23 protein-coding genes are annotated in these 18,857 nt (G+C 50.6%); 22 read left to right on the forward strand and 1 reads right to left on the reverse strand.

Translation table 11 applies throughout. The annotated features are described in order from the left end of the window. Window positions 1–4 precede the first annotated feature (4 nt). The 17 genes from dnaJ to M0Q40_03165 all read left to right on the forward strand — a co-directional run bounded on the left by dnaJ (window position 5) and on the right by M0Q40_03165 (window position 14,912). On the forward strand, window positions 5–1,156 hold the full coding sequence (dnaJ, locus tag M0Q40_03085) for a molecular chaperone DnaJ (GenBank protein MCK9221601.1): 1,152 nt from the start codon (window positions 5–7) through the stop codon (window positions 1,154–1,156). Beyond that, entirely contained in the window at window positions 1,134–2,045 is a 912-nt protein-coding gene (prmA, locus tag M0Q40_03090; protein ID MCK9221602.1) for a 50S ribosomal protein L11 methyltransferase, read from the forward strand. The genes dnaJ and prmA overlap by 23 nt, the downstream gene beginning before the upstream one ends. Then, window positions 2,038–2,799, forward strand: coding sequence for a 16S rRNA (uracil(1498)-N(3))-methyltransferase (locus M0Q40_03095; GenBank protein ID MCK9221603.1), 762 nt, complete (start codon window positions 2,038–2,040; stop codon window positions 2,797–2,799). Before prmA ends, M0Q40_03095 begins: the two co-directional genes overlap by 8 nt. A gap of 1 nt (window position 2,800) precedes the next feature. Next, the gene (mtaB, locus tag M0Q40_03100; GenBank protein ID MCK9221604.1) at window positions 2,801–4,099 is read left to right on the forward strand and encodes a tRNA (N(6)-L-threonylcarbamoyladenosine(37)-C(2))-methylthiotransferase MtaB; all 1,299 of its coding nucleotides are present in this window, start codon (window positions 2,801–2,803) and stop codon (window positions 4,097–4,099) included. Between the two features lie 91 nt (window positions 4,100–4,190). Next, window positions 4,191–4,535, forward strand: a complete 345-nt coding sequence (locus M0Q40_03105) for a histidine triad nucleotide-binding protein (GenBank protein MCK9221605.1) — start codon at window positions 4,191–4,193, stop codon at window positions 4,533–4,535. 75 nt (window positions 4,536–4,610) lie between these two features. After that, on the forward strand, window positions 4,611–4,796 hold the full coding sequence (gene rpsU, locus M0Q40_03110) for a 30S ribosomal protein S21 (GenBank protein MCK9221606.1): 186 nt from the start codon (window positions 4,611–4,613) through the stop codon (window positions 4,794–4,796). Between the two features lie 58 nt (window positions 4,797–4,854). Then, window positions 4,855–6,156 (forward strand): ATP-dependent Clp protease proteolytic subunit, encoded by a 1,302-nt coding sequence (locus M0Q40_03115; GenBank protein ID MCK9221607.1) that lies wholly within the window; start codon window positions 4,855–4,857, stop codon window positions 6,154–6,156. 25 nt (window positions 6,157–6,181) lie between these two features. Continuing rightward, window positions 6,182–7,204, forward strand: coding sequence for a flotillin-like protein FloA (gene floA / locus M0Q40_03120; GenBank protein ID MCK9221608.1), 1,023 nt, complete (start codon window positions 6,182–6,184; stop codon window positions 7,202–7,204). 6 nt (window positions 7,205–7,210) lie between these two features. After that, window positions 7,211–7,549 carry a hypothetical protein gene (locus tag M0Q40_03125; GenBank protein MCK9221609.1) on the forward strand — a complete coding sequence of 113 codons (339 nt, stop codon included), beginning with the start codon at window positions 7,211–7,213 and terminating at the stop codon, window positions 7,547–7,549. Between the two features lie 107 nt (window positions 7,550–7,656). After that, complete coding sequence (gene yqfC, locus M0Q40_03130; GenBank protein ID MCK9221610.1) at window positions 7,657–7,971, forward strand: sporulation protein YqfC; 315 nt, start codon at window positions 7,657–7,659, stop codon at window positions 7,969–7,971. A gap of 3 nt (window positions 7,972–7,974) precedes the next feature. Next, complete coding sequence (locus tag M0Q40_03135) at window positions 7,975–9,168, forward strand: sporulation protein YqfD (protein ID MCK9221611.1); 1,194 nt, start codon at window positions 7,975–7,977, stop codon at window positions 9,166–9,168. A gap of 59 nt (window positions 9,169–9,227) precedes the next feature. Beyond that, entirely contained in the window at window positions 9,228–10,190 is a 963-nt protein-coding gene (locus tag M0Q40_03140; GenBank protein MCK9221612.1) for a PhoH family protein, read from the forward strand. Between the two features lie 27 nt (window positions 10,191–10,217). Beyond that, window positions 10,218–12,425: an HDIG domain-containing protein gene (locus tag M0Q40_03145; GenBank protein MCK9221613.1), complete on the forward strand. Its 2,208-nt coding sequence runs from the start codon at window positions 10,218–10,220 to the stop codon at window positions 12,423–12,425. Further along, window positions 12,425–12,907 (forward strand): rRNA maturation RNase YbeY, encoded by a 483-nt coding sequence (ybeY, locus tag M0Q40_03150; protein MCK9221614.1) that lies wholly within the window; start codon window positions 12,425–12,427, stop codon window positions 12,905–12,907. Before M0Q40_03145 ends, ybeY begins: the two co-directional genes overlap by 1 nt. Further along, window positions 12,894–13,607: a diacylglycerol kinase gene (locus M0Q40_03155; GenBank protein ID MCK9221615.1), complete on the forward strand. Its 714-nt coding sequence runs from the start codon at window positions 12,894–12,896 to the stop codon at window positions 13,605–13,607. The genes ybeY and M0Q40_03155 overlap by 14 nt, the downstream gene beginning before the upstream one ends. 24 nt (window positions 13,608–13,631) lie before the next feature. Next, a complete protein-coding gene (locus tag M0Q40_03160) occupies window positions 13,632–14,672 on the forward strand; it encodes a helix-hairpin-helix domain-containing protein (GenBank protein ID MCK9221616.1) in 1,041 nt (346 codons plus the stop codon). 3 nt (window positions 14,673–14,675) lie between these two features. Continuing rightward, the gene (locus tag M0Q40_03165) at window positions 14,676–14,912 is read left to right on the forward strand and encodes a DUF3006 domain-containing protein (GenBank protein ID MCK9221617.1); all 237 of its coding nucleotides are present in this window, start codon (window positions 14,676–14,678) and stop codon (window positions 14,910–14,912) included. Here the strand turns inward: M0Q40_03165 and M0Q40_03170 are convergent. Beyond that, complete coding sequence (locus M0Q40_03170; GenBank protein MCK9221618.1) at window positions 14,886–15,191, reverse strand: DUF3006 domain-containing protein; 306 nt, start codon at window positions 15,189–15,191, stop codon at window positions 14,886–14,888. The two genes, M0Q40_03165 and M0Q40_03170, sit on opposite strands and share 27 nt — an antisense overlap. 101 nt (window positions 15,192–15,292) lie before the next feature. Between M0Q40_03170 and M0Q40_03175 the strand changes: the two genes are divergently transcribed. The 5 genes from M0Q40_03175 to era all read left to right on the forward strand — a co-directional run bounded on the left by M0Q40_03175 (window position 15,293) and on the right by era (window position 18,856). Continuing rightward, complete coding sequence (locus M0Q40_03175) at window positions 15,293–16,441, forward strand: iron-containing alcohol dehydrogenase (protein ID MCK9221619.1); 1,149 nt, start codon at window positions 15,293–15,295, stop codon at window positions 16,439–16,441. 22 nt (window positions 16,442–16,463) lie between these two features. Then, entirely contained in the window at window positions 16,464–16,856 is a 393-nt protein-coding gene (gene cdd, locus M0Q40_03180) for a cytidine deaminase (protein ID MCK9221620.1), read from the forward strand. A gap of 1 nt (window position 16,857) precedes the next feature. Further along, a complete protein-coding gene (locus M0Q40_03185) occupies window positions 16,858–17,316 on the forward strand; it encodes a GNAT family N-acetyltransferase (GenBank protein MCK9221621.1) in 459 nt (152 codons plus the stop codon). Between the two features lie 182 nt (window positions 17,317–17,498). Then, a complete protein-coding gene (locus tag M0Q40_03190) occupies window positions 17,499–17,951 on the forward strand; it encodes a GNAT family N-acetyltransferase (protein MCK9221622.1) in 453 nt (150 codons plus the stop codon). A 23-nt stretch (window positions 17,952–17,974) separates the two neighbouring features. Next, the gene (era, locus tag M0Q40_03195; protein ID MCK9221623.1) at window positions 17,975–18,856 is read left to right on the forward strand and encodes a GTPase Era; all 882 of its coding nucleotides are present in this window, start codon (window positions 17,975–17,977) and stop codon (window positions 18,854–18,856) included. Window position 18,857: the final 1 nt, after the last annotated feature.

Raw genomic sequence — 18,857 nt, forward strand, 5'->3', positions numbered from 1 at the left:
AGGTTTGGCCAAAAGAGACTACTATGAGGTCCTCGGTGTGGGGCGCGATGCAACGGATAATGAGATAAAACAGGCTTTCCGTAAGCTGGCCCGTAAGTACCACCCGGATGTGAATAAGGCTCCCGAAGCGGAAGAGAAGTTCAAAGAGATTAATGAGGCCTATCAGGTATTAAGTAATGCCGATGCTCGGGCTAAGTATGACCAGTTCGGTCATGCAGCCTTTGATGGAACATCAGGGGAAGGTGGCTTCGGCGGCTTTGACTTCGGGGGCTTTGGGGATTTTGGTAGCATCTTTGAGGATTTATTCGGGGGTGCCTTTACCCAAGGAGGTAGGCAGCCCCGGGGTCCAATCCGAGGTACCGATTTGCAGACGGAGATTGTGATTGAGTTTGAAGAAGCGGCCTTTGGCGTAGAAAAAGAGATTCCCATTAACCGGGTGGAAACCTGTGATCATTGCCATGGCAATGGAGCAGAACCGGGTACACCTATTCGTCGGTGTCCTGATTGCGGTGGAACCGGTCAAGTACGGCGTACCCAGCAGACCTTTCTAGGCCAGATGGTTAATGTGCAGGCTTGTCCCCGCTGCCGGGGGGAGGGTGACGTGTATGATACTCCCTGTAAGCGGTGCAACGGGGAGAAGGTATTGCGCAAGAACCGGAAGGTCAAGATCAACGTGCCCCAAGGGATTGAATCAGGGCAGAGAATTCGTGCGAGTGGACAGGGCGATGCGGGAAGACGGGGTGGTCCAGCAGGGGATTTGTATGTTTATGTGCGGGTAAAACCCCATAAACTATTTACCCGGAAGGGGAATGATGTGTATATCGAGGTACCGGTAAGCTTTGTGCAGGCTGCCCTAGGTACCGAGATAGAGGTTCCCACATTATATGGACCGGTGAAGGTACAGATACCGCCGGGAACCCAGCCGGAGACGAGTTTTCGGCTGAAGGATAAGGGGATTTCCGATGTGCGGGGCTATGGAAAAGGTGACCAATATGTATTGGCTAAGGTGACGGTGCCCACGAAACTCAGCGAGGAGCAGAAGGCCTTGTTGCTGCAGTTTGCTGATATTTCCGGTGAAGAAGTGACGGATCAGCAAAGCAAGGGTTTCTTCGGTAGGGTCAAGGACGCCTTTGATGGATTGGGTCGCCATGGCTAGTATTAACAAACAGGATCTAACATGGACCGAGATTGAGTTAATGGGTCCCGCCAGCCTTGGTGATGTTTTGGCCGTGATTCTACAGGATGTCGGATGCAACGGTAGTTGGTTTGATGCCGCAGGGGAAGATGTCCGCGTGCGGGGCTATCTGGCCGAAGATATGACAGATTGGCTTTTGGACAGAATTCAGCAAGCACTGGCCCAAGTAGCCCAAGCTAATGAATTGCCCCCAGGAGCACTATCCGTAACTACGAAGCCTTGTGTGACGATGAATTGGGCCAGTGGGTGGAAGAAACACTATTCCCTTCTACCCATTGGCTCCCGTTTTGTCATCGTCCCTTCTTGGTTAGAGCAAGAAGCCACGGGAACCCAACGCATTCCCCTGCTGTTGGACCCGGGGATGGCCTTTGGCACAGGACTACACCCCACTACTCAGTTGGCCTTGGAGTTTTTGGAGCGGTCAGTAGTACCAGGTGATGTGGTATATGATGTGGGGTGTGGTTCGGGGATTTTATCTATTGCTGCCTGTAAGATTGGTGCCCGCCGGGTTATTGCCGTAGACAACGATCTGGTAGCTGTGGTTGAAGCAAGGGAGAATGTAGCGCGGAACGGAATCGAGGATGAACGGTGTAGTGTAATCCATGGCAAGTTTCCCGCCGTGCCCGGTGGTTGTGCCGATGTGGTGATCATGAATATCCTGGCTGAGGTAATCATTGCCAACGGTGCTGCGCTCAAAAGGACGGTGACTCCCGGTGGACTATTCATTGCCGGGGGGATTACAACAGCCCAACAACAATCAGTAATCACTGCCCTTGGTGCTGTGGGGTTTAGATTACTGGATATTGGGGAAAAAGAGGAATGGACGGGTATGATTTATAAAAATGGCTAGGCATCGGTTTATTAGTTCCAATATGGATGAGCAAGAGGGCTATGGGTATATCGATGAACCCACAGAGGTTCATCACCTAACAAAGGTACTACGCCTGCGGGTGGGTGATGAGATCGAGGTACTTGATGGAGTCAAACGTCAGTACTTAGCCCGTATACAGGTTGTCTCAGACATGGTGCAGTTCAAGATCCTAGAAAGACTTCCTAACCGGGAGGCTCCCCTTCCATTGACTTTGGTTCAGGCCATCGGTAAAGGAGATAAACTGGATTTTGTAATGCGGGAGGGCACCCAGTTGGGTGTCTGTGACTTTGTACCCTGTTGGACCAAATATAGTGTGGTCCGACTGGATCAAAAGCGGGCGGAGGGCAAGGTGACAAGATGGCAGCGTATCTGCCAAGAGGCGGTCAAACAATGTGGGCGGGCTAAAGTGCCCAAGGTTCATAGTGTGATGAGCTTTGCTGAAGCCTTAACCTTTACCCAAGGGGATCTTGGTTGTGATCTGGTGGTGATGCCCCATTACCCGGTTTCCTGTGGACTTTGGGATGTACTCAGCGATGCCAAGCCCAAATCAGTGGCCCTAGTTATTGGGCCCGAGGGTGGGTTCAGTGAGGATGAAGCGGCACTGGCAAAGGATATGGGCGTACATTTAGTTGGCTTAGGGCCTCGTATTCTGCGCACTGAAACGGCGGCGGTGGCCGCCCTAGCCGCGATAGGCTATGCCCTAGGTGATTTGGGCGATAAAGGAGAGTGCTAACATGGCCCAGGGTAAGAAGGTGGCCGGTTTTACCTTAGGCTGTAAGGTTAACCAGTATGACACAGAAGCGGTTTTGGAACTGTTTGAAAGGGAAGGTTACAAGATCGTGAACTTCGATGAATCGGCCGATGTATATGTGATTAATACCTGTACCGTGACGGTTACCGGCGATCGAAAAAGTAGGCAGGCGGTTCGTCGAGCGGTAAGGGAAAATCCCAAGGCAGTAGTAGCGGTCATGGGCTGCTATGCCCAGGTGGAACCGGAAGAGGTGGCCCGTATTCCCGGGGTAGATGTTGTAGTAGGCACCCAGAACCGCAGTCTGATCCCTGAGTTGGTAGCCAAGGTCCAAAGGACACGCAGGCAGTATCAGGCGGTGGAAGGGCAGGGACCTTGGGACTATGAGAACCTATCGGTAAAAGGGCTCGGGGATAGAACCCGGGCTACTGTCAAAATCCAGGATGGCTGTGACCGCCGTTGTACCTACTGTCGTGTTCCCTTTGCCCGGGGACCAGCCCGTAGTAGGGCGCCGGAGTCGGTACTCGAGGAGATTGCCACCTTAGAGAACCTCGGATACAGGGAGATTGTCCTTACCGGTGTTAATCTAGGAACCTATGGCCAGGAATTTGGTGCGAAACGGAATCTGCGTTGGCTCCTGGAGCAGATTACTCAAAGTTTCGTTGGCCGGATTCGGGTTAGTTCCCTTGAACCCCAGGAACTAGACGATGGGCTCATCGAATTCATGGCCACGACCAGGGGCATATGTCACCATCTGCACATGCCCTTACAGAGTGGCGACGAGCAGATTCTGCATAAAATGGGCCGTCTATATACCCTGGAGGAATTCGCCCACTTCGCCGACCTATGGCGGAGTCTTGCCCCGAGAGGTGCTCTTACTGCCGACGTAATTGTGGGGTTTCCCGGTGAGAATGCAGAGAGTTTTGCGCGAACCTGTGCGTTTATCCGGAAACTTGCCTTTTCCGGGCTACACATCTTTCGGTACTCTCGGCGGAAAGGAACCGCTGCTGCACGGTTCCCTCATCAGGTTACCGGTGCAGTAAAGAGTGAGCGGGCCCGGGTTTTAGAGGAACTGGCCAGGGAACTGCAGCGGGATTTTTGGCACGGGCTTGTTGGTGAGAAATTTGAAGTCCTACTGGAGACAGAAAAGGATGGTTTTCTAACTGGATTTACCGACAACTATGTTCAGGTAAAGGTACCAGGTACAACCTCTTTACTTGGACAGCTCCAGCAGGTTATGATTACAGAGGTAAAAGAGGACCAAGTGTATGGACAGATACACTAAAGCTTCGCTGGAACGTTGGCGAAAGCAGGAATCGTTCTGTTATTGTCGAAGTTTCTAACAGACGGTGTAATAGGAGAGAGGGGGTGTAGATATGTCTGGATGTTTGTTTTGTAAGATTGCTACTGGCCAAGTCCCTGCGGACAAAGTCTATGAGGATGAGCTAGTAGTGGCCTTCAAAGACATTAACCCCCAGGCTCCAGTGCATCTTTTGATCATCCCCCGCAAGCACATTCCCAGTGTTACAGAGATCAAGGAGGATGATTTGACGTTAGTTGGTCATATCCACCATGTAGCCGCCAAGCTGGCAGAAGAGCAAGGAATCGCCAAGGATGGATATCGCATCGTCACCAATTGTGGAGAGCAGGGTGGACAAACAGTCTTGCATGTGCATTTTCACCTGCTTGGAGGACGGTCGCTCGGTTGGCCTCCCGGTTGATGTCCGCTAAGCGGACCCATTGCCAGTAGTACAGAGGAAGTTGGTTGGCTTTGATACAGGAGGGGAGGGAGACAAGTGACCGAAGTAAAGGTTAACGGTAACGAGTCCTTCGACAAGGTATTACGCAGATTTAACAGAGAGTGCCGTAAGGCAGGGATTTTTCAGGAATCTCGTAAAAGAGCGCACTATGAAAAGCCAAGTGTTCGACGGAAGAAGAAATCCGAAGCTGCACGGAAAAGAAACTCAAAGAAACGTTACTAGTATGCGTTGGTGCCCTGCTGTTTGGGCACCATTTTTTCTCATATAAGGGGGCGAAGATGTGTTGAAGGGGCAGAGAATCGTGGTAATGGCACTCCTAGTTGTCCTTTTGGTCGCGGGAGCTGCATCTGCGGAGGTTGTGCACGTGGTATCCCTTAAGGGTGAGGTACAAATGGGGATGGCCCGGTTTGCACAACGTGCCCTGCAAGCAGCCCAAAGGCAAGGTGCAACCAAGATTATCCTCGAGATTGATAGTGTCGGTGGTCGGGTAGATGCAGCCCTACTGATTAAGGATGCAATTACAGAAAGTCCGGTGCCTGTCTTCGCCTATGTTAAGGGGCGGGCCCTTTCAGCAGCAGCATTGATTGCTTTATCCACCGAGCAGATCTGCATGCAGCCGGGTAGCACCATTGGTGCTGCAGAGCCAAGGCCTAATGATGAGAAAACAGTTAGTGCCCTGCGGGAGGAGTTTGTTGCTGCCGCCTCCATGCGGGGAAAGGATCCCCTCGTTGCGGCTGCAATGGTGGATAAGAATATAGAGATAGAAGGGCTAGTGACAGCGGGTCAGATTCTCACCCTTGATGTATCACGGGCCCTTACATATGGTATTGCGGATTTTCAAACGACAAACCGGGGGGAGGTCTTCAGGGAGCTTGGTGTGACAGATCCTACGGTGGTTGAGGTAAACCCAAAAACTGCTGAACGGATCGCCGGGTTTGTGACCTCACCTGTGGTGAGCTCTATTCTCTTAACAGTGGGCTTTTTAGGACTAATTGTGGAGATAGCTACTCCGGGATTTGGTGTCGCGGGCACTGCAGGCCTGATTGCTCTCGGTCTTTTCTTCGGGGGCCATATGTTTGCAGGACTGGCTGGCTTTGAGGTAGTAGTCTTGTTTATTGCGGGACTAGTCCTTTTGATCCTGGAGGCCTTTGTGATTCCAGGATTTGGTGTTCCCGGTGTGTTGGGTTTGCTCTGTATTTTCTCAAGTATTTTTCTAGCCTTTGCTGATCCCCAGGTGGCCCTATACTCGATTATAGTTTCGATTGCGGCCAGTGTTGCCCTGTTCTTTCTGTTGTTTAGGCAGCTCAAGAAGGCGGGTAGGTTACGATCCTTGATCCTAAGTACCCAAGCCGTAAAGGAAGAAGGATACATTAGTGGTACCTTACGAAGCGACCTGCAGGGTAAGGTTGGTACTACTACCTCGGTCTTAAGACCCGCGGGAACGATCGAGATTGACGGGGAGAGAGTCGATGTGCTTTCTGCCGGGGAATTCATTGAAAAAGGTGTGCCGGTAGAAGTGATGCAAGTATCCGCAGGGAGAATCCTCGTGCGGAAGGTAGCAAACTACAAGAGTGAGGAATAGAAGCTAAAAAGATAAAGGAGGCTACATGATGCCACAAACCTATGTTTATCTTGTTCCCCTGGTTTTAGTCCTAGTACTGTTGCTGATAGTGTTAAGCTTTATTCCCCTAGGGCTTTGGATTTCCGCCCTGGCTGCCGGGGTGAAGATTAGTATCGTGACTTTGATCGGTATGAGGTTGCGACGGGTTCCCCCTGGTAGAGTGATTATGCCCATGATCAAAGCTGTCAAGGCCGGAATTGATGTAACAGTAGATAAACTGGAAGCCCATTATTTGGCCGGTGGAAATGTAGATCAAGTAATCGATGCTTTGATTGCAGCCCACAGAGCAGATATTCCCCTGACCTTTGAACGGGCCGCGGCCATCGATTTGGCGGGCAGAAATGTTCTCGAAGCGGTAAGAATGAGTGTTAACCCCAAGGTCATCGAGACCCCCTTGATTGCCGCGGTGGCCAAGGATGGAATTGAGTTAAAGAGTAAGGCCCGGGTCACAGTACGGGCGAACATCGATCGATTGGTGGGGGGCGCGGGCGAACCCACAATTATTGCCCGGGTGGGCGAGGGGATTGTTACCACCGTCGGGTCTGCTGAGGATCATAAGGAAGTGTTAGAAAACCCGGACCAGATCTCGAAACGGGTTCTAGAAAAGGGTCTTGATGCGGGCACCGCCTTTGAAATCCTCTCTATTGATATCGCCGATGTCGATGTTGGAAGGAATATTGGGGCCAGGCTCCAGATGGATCAGGCCGAGGCCGATAGAAACATTGCTCAGGCGAAGGCTGCTGAACGTAGGTTTGCAGCCCAGGCCCTTGAGCAAGAGATGAAGGCCCGGGTTGAGCAGATGAGGGCTCGGGTGGTGGAGGCGGAAGCAGAGGTGCCCCTTGCTTTGGCGGAGGCCCTAAAAAGTGGTAACCTCGGGGTGATGGATTACTATGCCATGCGAAACATCATGGCCGATACCGAGATGCGGGAAAGCCTAGCCCAAGAGGAAGACGTGGTCATAAAAGAGGAACCAAGAAGACATGAGTCCAAGCATGAGCCAGAGGAGTGAGGCTAAATGGGCTATGCAGTTGTAGTCTATCTAGTGTTAGCTTTTGTGGTCAACCTCCTTAAGCATCTTGCCGAACAGGAAAAGCCCCAACCTCGGCGTGCTGTTCCCCCGGTCCGACCAGCTAGAGGTAAACCGGAGGTAGTGCTGCAAAGCCTAACCTCCGAAACGGAATCTGCCGTGGAGGAACCGGCAAAGAAGGAAGAGTACTTTGCTGATCAAGTGGACGTTGAGTTAGTTAGTAAAAGGTCACAAGGTCTTAGTACAAAACAGGTGAAGCAAGGAATTCTCTTAAGTGAGATTCTTGGCCCCCCAAGGGCACTGCGACCTTGGCGGTTTAGGCGCTAATCCAACGAAGTGAGCTCAAAGGGCCCTGCTATATAGCGGGGCCCTTGTTCTAAATAGCTGCCTTAGGACATAAGAATATTTAGAAAGCTAACGGAGGAAAGGGGGTTATGCCCCTGACGAGACAAGGATACCTCAAGTTGCTAAAACGCCTGATCAGAGCCTTCGAACTACCGGAAGATGTGGTATTGGATCTGCCTCGGATTACCATGGTTGGGAAATACCAGCTGTACGTAGGTAATCATCGGGGCATACTGGAGTTTAGCCAAACCCAAGTGAGAATCCAGAGCAAATATGGGCCCATCGGTGTTAAGGGGCAGAAGATGCGAATCATCAGTATCACAAACAATGAATTGATGATCGACGGGCTAATTGATCAAGTCCTACTCGATGGGGCGCAATCCAACCGCGAAGGGGCAAACTAGGGCATGCGCTGGTTATGGCTTTACATATGCGGGTATGTTATAATAACCCTAAAGGGCACGGACCTTGAGTCGGTGATCAGCGTCGCAAGCCTAGCCGGTGTTGAATTCGGCCAGCTAAGGCGCATATTACCTGATACCATTTGCTGTCGGGTATCGGTGGCGGATTGGCGAAGACTCCGGGGGTTTATCCCCAAGGGCCGGGTCCGTTGTACTGTAATTAGGAAAGTGGGTTTACCCTTTTGGTTACAGCGCATGGCCAGAAGGAAAGCCTTGGTGGTAGGCGGGTTGTTATTTCTAGTTATGACCTATCTACTGACCTCCTATGTTTGGTTTATTCAAATCAGGGGGTATGAGGATGTTGACCCCGGTGAGATCCTAGCTGCGGCCAACCGTGCAGGCCTAACCCGGGGAATAAGAAAGGACGATCTTGATCAAGAAGCTGTTACAAAGCACCTTCTCCAGGAAATCCCAAGATTAGCTTGGGCGAGCTTACTTGTGCGGGGGACGATGGTAACTATTGAGGTTGCCGAAAAGGCAGTAGTTGATGTTTCCCTTCAGGAGAGCGGTGATATGGTTGCCAGTGATGGGGGGATCGTGCTAGATGTAATCCCAATCAAGGGTAGTCCTCAAGTGGCAAGTGGTGACACGGTGATGAAGGGTCAAGTCTTGATCAGCGGTCGCCTGGCTCCCTACGAGCCTGAGTATTGGGCACTGGATCAGGCAGGGAGGACTCCCTATCTGCGGGCCGATGGGATTGTCAATGCCCGGGTTTGGTACAAGGAAACGGGACTGATCCCGATGGTGGTAGAAGTAAGGGAGCCCACGGGCAATAGCGAACGGTTGACTCAGTTGATTATCGGATCGTTTGTCTTAGGTAAGGCCACTCCTTCCTTCGAGGAATACGAAGTGGCGGTTAAATCAGAGTATTTGCAGATTCGGGGATGGAACCTGCCTTTAGGAAGGCAGGAGCAAGTTTTCAATGAGATTCGGGTTAATCGCTATGAGTTGGACTATGAAGATGCTAAACGAATTGCCAAAGAGAAGGCTTTAAAGCGATTGCCCGAATTTGAGGAAGGAAATCTGCAAAACGTCAGTTATGAGCTCATTACCCAGGACGGGGTTGAATACATGGAAGCGACAGTGGTGGTGGAGGTCCGCAAAAACATTGCTGAGTTTGCTGCCATATCGGCTGAGTAGGTGTCTTATAAGGGGGTAACAAAGAAATATTGGATGCTAATAGGATCCAAAAAAACATTATGATCGATGATAACATCGCGGTGGTCTCTCTTTGCGGTGTTGGCGATGAGCACTTACAGGTGCTTGAAAACGAATTAGATGTTAAGATAGTGGCCCGGGGAAACGAATTTAAGATCAGCGGCGAAGCCGATCATGTGATTCGCGCGGAGCAGGCTTTGGAGGAACTGGCGGGAGTTGCCAAAACATGTGGTACTGTCTCCAAGCAGCAGGTGCTCTATACGGCGGGACTAGCGAAAAAAGGCGAAAATGCTTATTTACAGGAAATGTCCAAGACGGTTATCGAAGTGACCGCCCGTGGTAAGCAGATCGTTCCCAAGACAAAGGGCCAGTTCAAATATGTACAAGCTATCTCAGATAACGGGATTGTCTTTGCCATTGGTCCGGCGGGTACTGGCAAGACCTATCTGGCCGTGGCCATGGCTGTAGGTGCCTTAAGAAGCAGGCGAGTCAACCGTTTAATCTTAACTAGGCCTGCGGTGGAGGCGGGGGAGAGTCTGGGCTTTTTGCCTGGGGATTTGACCAATAAGGTGGACCCGTATCTGCGTCCCTTACACGATGCCCTCTATGACATCCTCGGCCAGGAGGCCTATCGTCGTTATGTGGAACGGGGCATGATTGAAGTTGCACCCTTGGCCTATATGCGGGGGCGAACTTTGGATGATGCTTTTATCATCCTCGATGAGGCGCAGAATACTACCTCAGAGCAAATGAAGATGTTTCTGACTCGGTTGGGATTTGGCTCCCAAGCGGTAATCACCGGGGATATCACACAGATCGATTTGCCCCGGGGTAAACGATCGGGATTGGTACAAATCCAATCGATCCTCCGGGGAATTGAGGGGATCTCCTTTATCTACCTAGATAAAGAAGATATTGTTCGGCATCAATTAGTGCAGAGGATCATACAGGCATACGAACAATACGAAGAAAACCAAGGAGCCCAAGATGAAATTCAGGCTTAGGTTGCTTTAGGGCAGAGGTGTTTATTCTTGATTTCCCGAAAGAAAACAAAGCAGAATAGTAAGAAGGCCAGACACAAGTTAGTTCCCGACAAGGGTCATGTTTACCAGTGGTTGTTGGGTGTTGCAGCATTCATCATTATTGCGGTGATTGTACTAATCGATATGGTTCCCAAACTTGACCTGACTGTGGGTTCAGTAGCCCCTGAGACTCTCTACTCTCCCCGCACGATCCGGAATAACTATGTCAGCGGTCGATTGGAGAAACAAGCGGCGGAAGATGCGGCGCGGAAGGCTAGTCAAGACCCCAATAATTTTGAGATTAATCAAGTGGTCGCGTTGGATGCTACCTCCGATGTGACCACTCTTTTTGAGATCGTCAAGGAAAAGCGGGAAGACCTTGGACTGTGGAAGAACGAGGAGCCTGGGGAGGGTGTGGACGCCGAAGAAGCTACGAATCCTGGGATTAATGAGCAGTTACCGATCACTGCTGATGATATCGGGGAGCTTCAAGGCCTAGCCTACGAGAAGATAGGTGTTAGGATCAGTAACAGGCTTGCCGAGGTATTACTTCTAATCCCGGCCTCAACCCTTGAGGAAGGAATGACGGGACTGGCTCAGATTGTGGGCGAGTTTCTTAAGGCCGAGCGAATTGCTGAAGAAGATGTCCCAGCTAATAAAGCCCAAATGGCGGCGGTCGTCTTTGATAGCTCTCTACCAGAGGAGTTCATTCCCGAAGCCCAGGAAATCGCCGTTGGTCTGGTGAAGCCAAATCTAACGCTAAACCTAGAAAAGGTCAAAGAGGCAGAAAGAGCAGCTATCGCCCAGGTTAAGCCTGTGATGGTGAAAAAAGAATCAAAGATAGTTGGTAAGGGTGAAGTGGTCAACGAAGAGCAGATCCAAATCCTTACAGACCTGGGGATGCTTAAGACAAGCAGTAGCTATCCGGTAATGTTCGGAGCGCTAATCCTTCTTTTGTTGTTGTTTGCTGGTCTTTTTGCCTATATGTACCAGTACGAGCGCGCGATCTTGACCGATGTACGACTATTCGGTTTGCTGTGTTTGGTCAGCGTCTTAGTTGTGTTTTTGAGTAAGCTTATGAGTGTACTGTCCTGGCCCTATGCCGGATATCTGGCGCCGGTTGCCATGGGAACAATGTTAATGGCCATTTTGGTGGATTCCAGGCTGTCAGCGATTAGCGCCATTGCCTTTGGAATTATTGTCGGCCTCTTTTCTGGTATGGAGCTTAAGTTTGCCGTTGTGGCCATTGTGGGCGGCTTGACTGGTGTCTATAGTGTCTCCAAGGCCAGCCAGCGGTCGGATATTACCCGAGGCGGATTTATTGTGGGAATTGCTCTGTTTTTTACGATCGTTGCCATTGGCCTAATCCAAACCGACGGGGATCTGTTAAAGAACTCTTGGGTGGGACTTGTCAATGGCTTGCTTTCTGGTGTGCTAGCCATTGGTGTGCTCCCTTATCTGGAGACCCTGTTTGGGATTACCTCCTCTATTCGCCTACTGGAACTATCTAATCCAAACCAACCGTTACTTCGCAGACTGTTGATCGAAGCGCCGGGCACCTATCATCACAGCATTATTGTTGGTAATCTGGCCGAGTCTGCCGCGGATGCGATTGATGGTAATTCTATCCTTGCTAGAGTTGGGGCCCATTACCATGATATTGGCAAGCTAAAGCGACCATACTTTTTCGGGGAGAATCAGTTTATTCCTGAAAACCCTCATGATAAGATTGCTCCGAGCCTCAGTACTCTGATTATCGTATCCCATACTAAGGATGGGGCGGAGTTGGCCAAGCAATACAAATTGCCCCAAGTTATTATCGATTTTACCCAACAGCACCATGGAACTGATCTGGTGAAGTTTTTCTACCACCGGGCCTTGGAAAATAGCAGAGACGGTGAAGTAGAGGAAAGCGATTTTCGCTATCCCGGACCAAAACCTCAGACTAAGGAGACGGCGATTGTTATGTTGGCCGATTCGGTGGAGGCGGCGGTACGGTCCCTATCCAAACCTACTGCAGGCCGGATTGATGGTTTGGCCAGGAAGATCATTAAAGACAAGCTTAACTCCGGACAACTCGATGAAAGCGATCTAACCCTTAAGGACCTAGATACCATTGCCCAAGCCTTCAGTAGAGTACTATCTGGGATTTATCATAGTCGGGTGCAGTATCCCGAGACCGTAGTTGAGGAATTACAGAAGAAGGCGAAGAACTAATGGTAGAAGTCACCGTATTTGATAATCTGGCCAATGTGACTGTGGATGAGATGACGAAGGAGAAGATCCGCTTGGTTGCTGGTGTAGCCTTTACCCTGTGTCGACAGACTGCAGGAGAGGTTAACATTGTCTTTGTAGAAAGTGAACAGTCGGCGCTCTTAAATGAGACCTACCGGGGAAAGGTAGGTCCTACGGACGTCTTGTCCTTTCCCGTTGAACAGGAGGAGCTTCTTTTTCTGGAACCGCAGGAGCGTCCCCTTGGAGATATTGTGATCTGCTATCCCCTGGCAGTTCAACAAGCAGAGGAATATGGTCATTCTCTATTGAGAGAACTCTGCTTTCTGACCGCCCATGGGTGTTTGCATCTATCTGGTTATGATCACCAGAATGAGGAGCAAAGGCAGAGAATGCGCTCTCTAGAAGAGGAAGTCCTAAAGAAGGTAGGTATTGGTGCGAGGTGTGGTGAAAATGAAGGACTCTAAGCACCGTAGTGTACTGGAAAGCTTTGAGGATGCCCTACGGGGTATTGCAGAGGCATTGCGCAGTGAACGAAATATGCGCATTCATTTTTGCGCAGCCTTGATCGTGGTAGGAATTGGTTTGCTGTTAGGGCTAAACGCGGTAGAAATGGCGATCCTAACCCTTGTTGTTGCCCTAGTTATTACCGCTGAGCTGTTCAATACAGCTATTGAACGGATGGTAGATATCATTAGCCCTACTTACCATGCCTTGGCGGCTAAGTCTAAGGAAATTGCAGCCGGAGCAGTGTTGTTTACATCCCTGGCCGCGGTGGTGATTGGTTTTTTCTTGTTTGCGCCTCGCCTTGCACCGTTACAGATCAGGTGGCGAGGCCTCTTGTTGTCAAACCCCTTCTTCCTGACGGCTAGCTCTATCTTGGTGGTTGCCTTTGTGGTGATTGCCATCAAAGCCATGGGGGGCAAGATGGCCCTTCAAGGAGGAATGCCTAGCTTCCATGCCGCTGTATCCTTTGCCCTAGCCACCTTAATCTTCTTTTTCTCCACACAGTCCCACGTGGTCTTCATTGCCTTTGTTCTTGCCTTGTTAGTGATTCAAAGTCGAGTCGAGGCTGGTATACATACTATCCTTGAAGTTATCATCGGTTCTATGTTAGGTACCGCGATTGTCACATTTTTAGTCGGCATAGCTTCCCTTGTCTCTTAGGGCTATAGCCGGGGAGGGTGTCTTGTGCAAAGCTTAAAGCGACTACTAATGGTGTGCCTTTTAGTCCTCTGTATTACTACTATGCCTTTACTTGCCTTGGAGGTCCATTTCGTCAATGTGGGCCAAGGTGATGCCATTGTGATCATGACTGATACTGGGGCTGTGATGCTGATCGATGGAGGAGAGACCCCTGGGGGCAAGAACGTTCTAGTCCCTTATTTACGGCAGCTGGACATCACGGGGATTGATCTTTTGGTGGCGACGCATCCCCATTACGATCACGTTGGGGGACTGATTCCCGTTTTAGAGGAGTTTGAGGTGGGTGAGGTCGCCGCCTGTGGTCAGATCCATACAAGCAGTACGTACATATCCTTTCTAGAACTCATCGATCGATTGAACATCCCCTTTCAGACACCCCGTCAAGGCGATCGATTGGACCTTGCGGGGGTGGATGAACTGCTTGTGCTCTCACCCCCAGAAGAGTCTATGTTTGATGATTTAAACGAAAACTCCCTAGTGCTCTATCTACGGTACGGGGACGTTTCCTTCTTGTTTACTGGTGATGCGGGGCATGGGGCGGAACTAGACATGATTGGGAAGGATATGCCGGTTAAGGCCACGGTGCTAAAGGTGGGTCACCATGGATCCCGGTATTCCAGCCATGGGGATTTCCTAGCCTCTGTCTTGCCCGATATTGCTGTGATCCAATCGGGCGCAGGCAACTCCTACGGGCATCCACACCAGGAAACCCTACAGCGCCTTGCAGCCTTGCAGGTGCGCATCTATCGCAATGATGAATCTGGACATATTGTGGTGAGGACCGATGGACAGAGCTACCAAGTGCTGGCGGAACAGGATCTGGCAAGGTCTTTGATCAATATTAACACTGCACCAAAGGAACAATTGATGTTATTGCCAGGGATCGGCCCTACCTTAGCGGACCGCATCATGGAGCACCGTCAAGGACAGCCCTTTACAAGCAAAGAGGAGCTGACCAAGATAAAGGGGATTGGTCAAAAGACCTATGAGAAGTTAGAGAACTTGATTACCACCGGAGGTGACTGAGTTTTGGGCACCTTTACAGCGGTGATTGACCAGATTAGTGATGATATTGCACATCTTCTTGTGGAAAAAGGGGGGCGGACTTACAATATCCCCATACCCACAGTACTATTGCCCCCGGGTGCCAGAGAAGGTCACGTTTTGAAGGTGACCTTTGAGTTTGACCGGGAGGAGGAAGTCCGGCGGCAAAACCATGTTGCAGATCTACTAGAAAAACTAAAAAGTAAGCAGACCTCTAAGTAACTCAGAGGCTTTGCGGCGGCGTTGCCCCTCAATGTCTGGTCTTAGTTTGAAGCTGAGCTCAACTACGGCCCCTTCATAGACGCCGGGGATTTGGTCTGTAGAGATAACTAGGTGTTTAGTTTCATCCTCTGCCCACAACAGTAGGGCGAGATCCGCCTCAATCCTGTCCACGGTATAGAATTGGCAATTCTCGGCCGGGGAAGAGGTGTCTGCCCTTGGCAGGAGTAAGATACCAAGGAACGCGCAGAATACTAGGAGAAACGGCATTGACTGTTTCAACTGGGCATTACCTCCGAGCGTGACTTAGTAAAATGTACCTGTACTAACTTCGCCGGTAAAGGTGTTTTTCCTGCTAGCAATTGCTGGTGGAGGTGACTTTTTTGTCGCAGATTTCTACTTTCATGATACCGACAAAGATTATTTATGGTGAGGGTTCAGTATCTAGGATCGGCCAGGTCGCCGGGGAATTTGGTCCCACAGCTGTGGTGATTGCCGGATGTGGCTCCGCGTCCAAAAGTGGGGCTCTGGAATGCGTCCGTAATTCCCTAGATGACAGTGGAATCCGGCTGAGCCTATACAGTGGCATTCCCCAAGAGCCTGATTTGGATAACGTAAGAAGGCTATTACGTTTTCTCGAAGAGGTGCGCCCCGATGTCTTGATTGCCCTTGGTGGGGGAAGTGTGTTAGATGTGGGTAAAGCTGCCAGTGGCCTGTACGCGGCTCCCTTAGATATTTCATCGTATTTCTACGGCGAACCTATACCCAAAAGGAGCTTAAGGTGGATTGCGATGCCTACCACTGCGGGTACCGGGTCCGAAGCGACCAATAATGCAGTACTGATTGACCGGGAGAAAAAGATAAAACAGAGTATCCGCCGGGATGGTTGGATGCCCGATGTGGCCATTGTGGATCCGGAGCTGACCTACAGTATGCCGCCAAAGGTTACCGCTTTTACCGGAATGGATGCCCTTACCCAGGCCATTGAAGCCGCCACTTCCCGGTATGCTAATCCTTTGACCCGACCCTATGCTCTATACAGCGCCCAGGTGATCGGTCAAAACATAGTGGCTGCGTACCGCAATGGAAAAGATAGGTGTTCCAGGGGATATATGACCCAAGGTAGTCTTCTTGCTGGAATCGCCCTAGCCAATGCCCGTCTTGGTGCTGTTCATGGCTTGGCCCATCCGCTGGGGCAACGCTACGGTCTTAATCATGGGGTGGTGTGTGCCCTTTTGTTGCCTTGGGTAATGGAGTATAATCTTCCTGTGGCCAAAAGGGAATATGCTCGGATCTTTCGTAGTTGGGGCGGGGAGGGCCAAGACGTTGAAGAACTAGCCTGGGGAGCCATCGCCTATGTACGAAACCTTCTCGTTGAATTGGACTTTCCTGCAGGACTGGGTATGCTAGGCCTGGATGAAGCAGATTGCCAGGACTTAGCGGAGCTTGGGGTCAATTCCGGCTCGACGAAAGCAAATCCCAGAGCCGTAACCCCACAGGATCTAGCACAGATTCTCAAGAACGCCATGTGATCGAGGTGATTATATGAATCAGATGGAAAAAGAATATGGTAGACTAATCGATAAGGCCCAACAGGTGCGCCAGTTCTCCTACGCGCCCTATTCCCACTATGCGGTGGGAGCCTGTGTGCTGACTGAAGAAGGTGAGGTTTTCACAGGCTGTAATGTGGAGAATGTCTCCTATGGCCTAACTATGTGTGCTGAACGGGTGGCGATCGGTACGGCGGTCACCGCGGGGTTTCAGAACTTCAAGGCTATTGCCATTGTGGGCGATGAACTATGTCGTCCCTGTGGTGCTTGCCGACAGGTGCTCTTTGAATTTGGGAAGGATATTATTGTGATCATGGCCGATTCCAAGGGGAACTATGAAGTTACACCAATCGCCGAGTTGCTGCCTGAGGCTTTCGTTCTAGAAAAGGGAGTTTAAAGTGTCGCTTGCGGTTTATCGTCTAGATAAGTTTAACAAGAAGATCATGGATCGTTTGACCTTCCTTGAGAAAACTGCCTTTGGTGAAGGTGGCATGAATCAGTGGCAGCTCGCACCCCTGGTGCGGTACGGCAAGGTGTTCTGTCTTGAGTATGCCGGTGAGATCATTGGTGTGCTGCAGTTTATGCGTCTGTGGGAGGGGCAAGTCTGCTACTTAGTGGGTATTACTGTCGAGCCCGACCATCGGTTTAACGGCTATGGCAAGTTCTTTTTGCAGGAGGCTCTAGGACAGATACGGCGGGATGGATTCAGACAGGTTCTGTTAACGGTTGCCTTGGACAACAAACAAGCCATTGAGATCTACACTGATTTGGGGTTTAGAGAAGCTGGTTTTCTCAAAGAAGAGTATGGACCCGGTGAGGATCGGCTGTTGATGGTGTTAGAGGTGGACGAGGACTGAGTTATTGTGGTATCATGGTACATTGCTAGGCTAGATCTGCCCCTTAAAGGACTGATCCTTGGTAAGGGACAGCAGGCTTCCTAGTCAGAAGACTACAATAAGGGTATGTGGTGGAGCGGCTGCCGGATCTTGCCTGCAAAGTTCTAGCTTTTGTGGAGAAAGCTTGGTTTGGAGGACTAAGAGTGAAGCCGAAGGTGTATCAACTAGAGGAATTTGATCTTGAATTAATGGCCCGTTTGACCCAATTAGAGCGTATTGCCTTTGGAGAAGGGGGCATGAATCAGTGGATGTTAGCCCCTCATGCCCGTTATGGACGGGTCTTTTGTTTGGAATATGCCGATGAGATCATTGGTGTAATGGAGTTTATGTCCTGTTGGAAGGAACCTGATACCTGTTACCTTGCGGGAATCTCCGTTGACCCTAAGTACCAAAACCGGGGATTTGGCAGGTTTTTTTTAGATGAAGCCCTTTCCAGGGTGAAGGAAGATGGATTCACCCGGGTCATTCTTACCGTAGCGCCAAAGAATGACCGGGCGATTCATTTATACAGGAGTTTTGGATTCGAGGAAGGGGAATTGCTAGTCGATGTTTACGGACCAGGTGAGGACTGGATGGAGATGGTCAAGGAAGCCTAGACTAGCCCAAATGGGGGAACAAGATGGAAGTTAGGAGCGGATTTGTGGCCGTTGTTGGTCGTCCTAATGTGGGTAAGTCAACCTTGGTGAACTATGTGATCGGGTCGAAGGTTGCCATTGTCTCCGAGAAACCTCAGACCACTCGCAACCAAGTACAAGGCGTCCTAACCCGGGAAGATGCCCAAGTAGTCTTTATTGATACTCCAGGGCTGCATGTACCAAAGCATAAACTGGGGCAATACATGGTTCGACAGGCAAGAACGGCCGTATCCGAAGTGGACGTTGTTGTCTTTGTCTTTGATGGTTCCGCCGGTTTTACCTCCGAGGATGAGAGGATCTACGATGAATTAAGGGAGCTTTCGGGAAAGGGTCCTGAACTGGTTGTGGTGGCCAATAAGGCCGATGCAATGGCAGAGGCCCAAAGAAAGCGGCTTCAGAACCTCAAGTTTTCGTCCTTGATGTTGGTGTCGGCGTTGACAGGCCAGGGAGTAGAGGAGTTTCTTGCTCTCTTGATCAGTAAACTACCCCTGGGACCAAAATACTACCCCGATGACTGGGTTAGCGCCCACCCAGAGCAGTTTATCGTTGCGGAGTTCATCAGGGAAAAGGTGCTACGGTCTACCGAGGAGGAAGTACCCCACGCGGTGGCAGTGATTATTGAGGATTTCCGGCAGCGAGAGCAGCGGGAACTGATCGATATTCGTGCCACGATTATCGTGGAGCGGGATTCCCAAAAGGGGATTATCATTGGGAAAGGGGGCCGCATGCTCAAAAGTATTGGGCAGGCAGCCCGGCTAGATATCGAGGCCCTTTTAGGGAGTCAGGTCAACCTACAGTTGTGGGTCAAGGTAAAGAAGAACTGGCGTAAGAACGAAGATGAACTGAGAAGATTGGGCTATAGATAAA

Source organism: Limnochordia bacterium, from assembly GCA_023230925.1.
In the GTDB taxonomy this organism is placed as follows: Bacteria; Bacillota; Limnochordia; order DUMW01; family DUMW01; genus JALNWK01.

Coding starts and splice junctions, on each gene's coding strand:
- prmA (MCK9221602.1), top strand. CDS start 1,134: ATGGATTGGGTCGCCATGGCTAGTATTAACAAACAGGATCTAACATGG.
- M0Q40_03095 (MCK9221603.1), top strand. CDS start 2,038: ATGGCTAGGCATCGGTTTATTAGTTCCAATATGGATGAGCAAGAGGGC.
- mtaB (MCK9221604.1), top strand. CDS start 2,801: ATGGCCCAGGGTAAGAAGGTGGCCGGTTTTACCTTAGGCTGTAAGGTT.
- M0Q40_03105 (MCK9221605.1), top strand. CDS start 4,191: ATGTCTGGATGTTTGTTTTGTAAGATTGCTACTGGCCAAGTCCCTGCG.
- floA (MCK9221608.1), top strand. CDS start 6,182: ATGATGCCACAAACCTATGTTTATCTTGTTCCCCTGGTTTTAGTCCTA.
- M0Q40_03125 (MCK9221609.1), top strand. CDS start 7,211: ATGGGCTATGCAGTTGTAGTCTATCTAGTGTTAGCTTTTGTGGTCAAC.
- yqfC (MCK9221610.1), top strand. CDS start 7,657: ATGCCCCTGACGAGACAAGGATACCTCAAGTTGCTAAAACGCCTGATC.
- M0Q40_03135 (MCK9221611.1), top strand. CDS start 7,975: ATGCGCTGGTTATGGCTTTACATATGCGGGTATGTTATAATAACCCTA.
- M0Q40_03140 (MCK9221612.1), top strand. CDS start 9,228: ATGATCGATGATAACATCGCGGTGGTCTCTCTTTGCGGTGTTGGCGAT.
- ybeY (MCK9221614.1), top strand. CDS start 12,425: ATGGTAGAAGTCACCGTATTTGATAATCTGGCCAATGTGACTGTGGAT.
- M0Q40_03155 (MCK9221615.1), top strand. CDS start 12,894: ATGAAGGACTCTAAGCACCGTAGTGTACTGGAAAGCTTTGAGGATGCC.
- cdd (MCK9221620.1), top strand. CDS start 16,464: ATGGAAAAAGAATATGGTAGACTAATCGATAAGGCCCAACAGGTGCGC.
- era (MCK9221623.1), top strand. CDS start 17,975: ATGGAAGTTAGGAGCGGATTTGTGGCCGTTGTTGGTCGTCCTAATGTG.